Origin of the sequence: Rhodococcus sp. EPR-157 (assembly GCF_001647195.1) — a bacterium.
Lineage (GTDB): Bacteria > Actinomycetota > Actinomycetes > Mycobacteriales > Mycobacteriaceae > Rhodococcoides.
The window spans coordinates 1-5,004 of record NZ_LVCV01000053.1 but is presented as its reverse complement, the minus strand read 5'-3'; the positions used below and the strand labels follow the sequence as shown (position 1 = coordinate 5,004).

Genomic DNA, 5,004 nt, shown 5'->3' with positions numbered 1-5,004 from the left:
AGCAGAAGATGAGCGTCGGCGAATTCGCGGAACGCGTCGGCCTGACACCCGCCAATGTCGCGGTACTCAAGAACGGGCGTGCCAAGGCGGTACGTCTGAGCACCCTCGATGCGATGTGTCGAGTACTGAAGTGCCAACCTGGCGACTTACTGGAATGGGTGGACGAGTGACAGCGCCGAAAGCCAAGCGAATCAACATCATTGCGACTCTCGCCGCTATCGCGATCGCAGCGCTGGGAGGTGCCGCATTCGTTCTCGGCGGAGCCGACGACTCCCCGGGGTTGCAGATGATCGGGGTCGTCCTCGTCGTATCGGCAGGCTGGCTGGCAATTCGCACGCTGGCCAACTCGGCCACCGAGCGCACTTGAGGCAGGGTGGGGTCGTTGCCGCACCCGACGCCTCCTGTTCGCGTGCGATCCCAATTCGATTGGCGAACGTGCGGGGACCTAGGCATGAGCCAGCTGGTCGAATCCTCGTGTCCACGCCGGATGTTGCCGCGCGGAGTCAGTCGACCGGACTGATCGAGCCTCAGTGCGCCGTAAGCACTCTGGGGTACGACGGGATTGTTGGGCGGGGTCACGAGAACTCGCTGATGGGCATGTCGAGCATCGAATGGAACAGCGACATCTGGTTCCGCACGCTCAATTTCGGCCTCCACGGCACCGTCGACTACTCGCCGCGATCCGCGCGTTCGGAGGAATGGTCAAGGCCGCGACGAAGGAATGGCTCGTACGCGAGACGCTCGATCGGGATCTGACCGAGGATCTGCTTGTCGATGCCCTTCTGTCCGTCATCGAAAGGGTTTTGCTCGACGAACCCCAGTGACGACGACTTAGGCGCGCAGTGCGGTCATCGATCCGGTACAGGGTTCGCGGTGGCCGGCTCACGGTGGGTGTCGATCCACGCGGTCAATGCATCACCGGCGCAGTCGATCAGACGCTCCCGGTTCAGACCGGGTTCGCGTTTGACCCCGATTCGCATCGCCGCAGCGAAGCCGACCGTCACGCCGATGTAGGACAGTTCCGATATCTCCGTATCGGATAGATCACTGCGATGGTAAGCCAGAAAGTGCCGGGCGAGCCGCATCAGTTGGCTTTCCACTTCGGGGAGGATGTTTCCCTGCAAGCCCATCGGCACTTCGTTGGCGAGCGCATTGATGATCGCCTCGTTTCTTTCGACCGCCTCGACGAGCAGTGTGAACAGTTGCCGGACGGCAACCGACTGGTCGAAGGAGAGCGACGTGGTGACTGCCGCAGCGAGCTCGTTGGTTATCTGCACGCTGGCGCGGTCGCGAAGTGCGGTGAGCAACTCGTTCTTGTCCGCAAAGTACCGGTACACCGTGCCGATGCCTATACCCGCCTCGGCGGCGATGCGATTGGTGGTCAAACCGATATAGCCGTGACGGATCAAAAGCTGAGCAGCAGTGTCGAGGATCTTCTCGATCGTCGCGATCGAGCGTTGTTGAACCGGCTTGTAGCGCGCTGAACTGCTCATTTGTCAATGGCATCAGGTCGTTGAGCTCGTGTCAATAACTGAGTTGAAACCGAGCAGATTTCAGCTCTAGGGTTTCGTATGATCTCGGTCACATGGTTGGCCGGCTCCGGACGAACAAGGGAGACGAAGCTGTGTCGACATCGATGTCGCGTCCTGGCCGAGGCCCCGTCGCCGCGCCCCCCGCGCAGGACTACTACTACCGCCCCGGCATGCCGCTACGGCCGTGGCCGCAGCGATCGACCGAAAGTCACGAGCTGTGGGACGTGTCCCGCAGTCGCTTCGTCGAACCGATGGTTCCGCGGGATCGGTTGTCGGCGCCGGGCCCGCTGATCGGCTTGGTGGCCGACCACCAGTGGCAGGGTGACGAACTGATGGACGACGTCGTGCGCGCATTTCGCCGCATCGGAATGTCCGACGGCCGCCGGATGCTCGAGACCGCCCTCGACGACGGGATCGACGCCGTCACCGATCCACCCCCGGAGCTCGTGCGGCTGTTCGACAGTCTCGACAACCCGCCCGCCTGGCACGATCCGGAGCGGTGGGAACGTGGGCGCCAACTGTGGATCAGCGCGTCGTTCGCCGGCAAGACGGGGATGGCGGTGATGGATGCACTGGCGACGTTCGTCGGCAACGACGTCTCGACCGCCACCGGAGCGACGCGGCGATTCATCAACGACTACCAGCGTCGAATGTTCGAGAGCTACACCTGGTTCTGGAACGTCACCAGATCGAGCGCCATGGACCGTTATTCGCCGATCTTCAAGGACACCGTGAAAGTACGGCTGATGCACTCTCAGGTGCGAGCCGGACTCCGCAGGTCCTGGGAGCCATCGAATTTCGAGCGAAACGGCTGCCCGATTTCCTGCACCGCAATGCTGATGGGTGCTATCTCCTTCGGTCTTCTGCCCATGCTCGTCGATCAAGGGCACGGCCGAAAGTTCTCCCAATCCGATCTCGATGACGCATGGATTCACTGGGCGTACATCACACACGTTTTCGGTGTCAGTGAGGACGTCATTCCAACCACAGCGGACGACGCCATCGAGATACTCAACTACTACCTGCCTTACACCGGTGGGCCGACCGAGGCGACCGCGGAGATGTCCGGGGCGGCTGCGGTCACGATGACCGATGAGCACGGCCGGCTGACCCTACGGGGTCGATCGACGGTCAAGCCTCTGCTCGGCATGATGGCCTACTTCGGCGGCGAACCAGCGGTGCGCGCCCTCGTCGCCACCACACCGGCACACGACATCGCGATCGCTCGGTGGGTGCGGGCCATCGGCGCAGTGGCCACGTTCAACGTGTGGCTGAACAGAGTCTCCGATGTTCTGCCGTTCGCCGACACCCGCCTGCGTCGGCGCGCTGCCAAAGGCGATCGCTTCTGGCGCATCAACGTGCTCACCTCCCGTGCCGCCGCGAAACGCAAAGGAATTCTGACCACCCCGTACGACCACCACGATGCAACACCGTCCACTGAAGCGGGTTGCCCGATTCGGTGACTACGCCGTCTCTGTCCGTAGGCGTTATCCGGTATATCCACAAGCTCGACGAGAACGGAGGTGGTCGTGGTGTCCGCCGTATCGACTAGCCACCCGCCGAGCGCCATCTCATCGAGCGTCGGCACCTTCGGCCGGACCATGCGGATGGGTGCCGAGGCACTCTCGTTCGGGCTCGAGGATGCTGTGCGGCTGCGGTTCCAGTGGCGAGAAACTCTGTCCCAGGCCTGGTTCTTCATCACGGTCACGGCAATTCCCGGTGTTCTGATGGCTGTTCCGTTCGGCGTGATCGTCTCGGTTCAGGTCGGAAACCTGGTCCACGAACTCGGGGCGAACTCGTTGATCGGTGCGGCCGGTGGCCTCGGAGTGATCAAGCAGGGTGCGCCGATGGCGACCGGGCTCCTTCTCGGCGGTGCCGGTGCCGCGGCGATCGCGGCCGACCTCGGCGCTCGAACCATCCGCGACGAAGTCGACGCTATGCGGGTAATGGGAATCAACCCGACGCAACGACTCGTCGTTCCGAGAATTGCAGCGATGCTGGTCGTGGCCCCTCTGCTCAACATCTTGATCATCGCGGTCGGCGTCGTCGCCGGATATATCGTCGCCATCGGGGCTCTCGACGTCACATCCGGGAGCTACTGGGAATCGTTCGGCGCATTCACCACCTCGATCGACGTGTGGGTATCGCTCGCGAAGTCGCTCCTCTTCGGATTCCTGGTCGTCATCGTGGCGTGTCAGCGCGGGATGGAAGCGAAAGGCGGGCCTCGCGGCGTTGCCGACGGCGTCAACGCAGCCGTCATTTTGTCCGTCGTGTCGATCGTCGTGATCAACACCGCGATCACCCAGGTGGTCACGATGTTCTTCCCGGTCAGGCTGGCGTGATGACGGTCTCGACCTACACTCCGCCGCTACTGCGGCCCTTCGTCTGGCTGCGTCGCACCGTCCGTCCGATGGCACCGATCGACAATGCGGGCTTCGTCCTGGTATTCGCATGGCAGGTTCTGTCGTCGATTCCGTTGACGCTGAAGAAGTATCGATCGCAGACGATGCTTCAAGTGACCGACATGACCTGGGGGCGCGGTTCGGTGCTCGTCGGCGGCGGAACTGCGGTGGTGATGGTCGTGATGGGGGCGGCCGTGGGCGCATCCATCGGCATCGAGGCGTACAGCGCATTGAACCTGGTCTCGCTCGGCCAGCTCAGCGGTGTCGTTTCGGCTTTTGCCAATACGCGCGAACTTGCCCCGATCGCTGCAGGAGTCGGCTTCGCAGCTCAAGCGGGATGCCGGATGACAGCCGAAATCGGATCGATGCGAATATCGGAGGAAATCGACGCCATCGAAGCTCTCGGTGTGCGGTCGGTGCCGTTCGTCGTCACAACCCGCGTCATCGCCGGCGTCGTGGCCATCGTGCCGACATTTCTTATCGCACTGATCGTGAGCTACCTCGCCTGCGGTGCAGTCGTGGTGACGCTGCACGGCGCACCCAGTGGGGTCTACGACCACTACTTCACCCAATTCGTCGCGAATTGGGACGTGGTTGCGGCGGTCGTGAAGGTGACCGTGTTCGCCGTCGCCGTCATCCTCATCCATTGCTACCAAGGCTATTTCGCCACCGGAGGCCCCGAAGGCGTGGGGACAGCATCCGGGCGCGCAATTCGTGCCAGCCTGGTCGCGATCATCAGCCTCGACATGATTCTCACTATCGTTCTGTGGGGCCTCACCTCCCCTGTGACCTTCTCCGGATAGGACCAATGCCCACCTACGGATTACCAGGCGTCGCCGCCGGACGTCGAACAGCGCGGACCACGGGCGTCCTTGCCATGGCCGCTGTCGTCGCGCTCGGAATCGGCTGGCGTCTCGCCCCCGCCGGAACCGATGCGAACCTTCTCACGATCGATCTGCTCACCGACCGAATCGGAGCCGGGATAGGCCAGGGCAGTGACGTGCGACTCGACGGTGTGAAAGTCGGCGCTGTCGGGTCGATCGAAGGCACCGCTGAGGGATCGCAACGCA

Annotated in this window: 7 protein-coding genes and 1 pseudogene; 7 read left to right on the top strand and 1 reads right to left on the bottom strand. The window is 62.8% G+C overall.

Going from position 1 to position 5,004, the window contains the following annotated elements:
- The 3 genes from A2J03_RS02265 to A2J03_RS30845 all read left to right on the top strand — a co-directional run.
- A partial coding sequence (locus A2J03_RS02265) for a helix-turn-helix domain-containing protein (protein WP_068369179.1) occupies positions 1-170 on the top strand: 170 nt, incomplete at its 5' end.
- Positions 167-367: a hypothetical protein gene (locus A2J03_RS02260; protein ID WP_156520149.1), complete on the top strand. Its 201-nt coding sequence runs from the start codon at positions 167-169 to the stop codon at positions 365-367. The genes A2J03_RS02265 and A2J03_RS02260, both read left to right, overlap by 4 nt.
- A gap of 244 nt (positions 368-611) precedes the next feature.
- Complete coding sequence (locus tag A2J03_RS30845) at positions 612-824, top strand: hypothetical protein (protein WP_068369165.1); 213 nt, start codon at positions 612-614, stop codon at positions 822-824.
- Positions 825-848: 24 nt separating this feature from the next.
- Here the strand turns inward: A2J03_RS30845 and A2J03_RS02250 are convergent, their stop codons facing one another.
- Entirely contained in the window at positions 849-1,493 is a 645-nt protein-coding gene (locus A2J03_RS02250; RefSeq protein ID WP_068369163.1) for a TetR/AcrR family transcriptional regulator, read from the bottom strand.
- A 131-nt stretch (positions 1,494-1,624) separates the two neighbouring features.
- Here A2J03_RS02250 and A2J03_RS02245 point away from each other — a divergent pair, with 131 nt between their 5' ends.
- The 4 genes and pseudogenes from A2J03_RS02245 to A2J03_RS02230 all read left to right on the top strand — a co-directional run.
- On the top strand, positions 1,625-2,995 hold the full coding sequence (locus tag A2J03_RS02245) for an oxygenase MpaB family protein (protein WP_197480580.1): 1,371 nt from the start codon (positions 1,625-1,627) through the stop codon (positions 2,993-2,995).
- 138 nt (positions 2,996-3,133) lie between these two features.
- A complete protein-coding gene (locus A2J03_RS02240) occupies positions 3,134-3,874 on the top strand; it encodes an MlaE family ABC transporter permease (protein ID WP_231912324.1) in 741 nt (246 codons plus the stop codon).
- Positions 3,874-4,737: an ABC transporter permease gene (locus tag A2J03_RS02235; protein ID WP_068369157.1), complete on the top strand. Its 864-nt coding sequence runs from the start codon at positions 3,874-3,876 to the stop codon at positions 4,735-4,737. Before A2J03_RS02240 ends, A2J03_RS02235 begins: the two co-directional genes overlap by 1 nt.
- 5 nt (positions 4,738-4,742) lie before the next feature.
- A pseudogene (locus tag A2J03_RS02230) lies at positions 4,743-5,004 on the top strand (MlaD family protein); the annotation flags it as partial.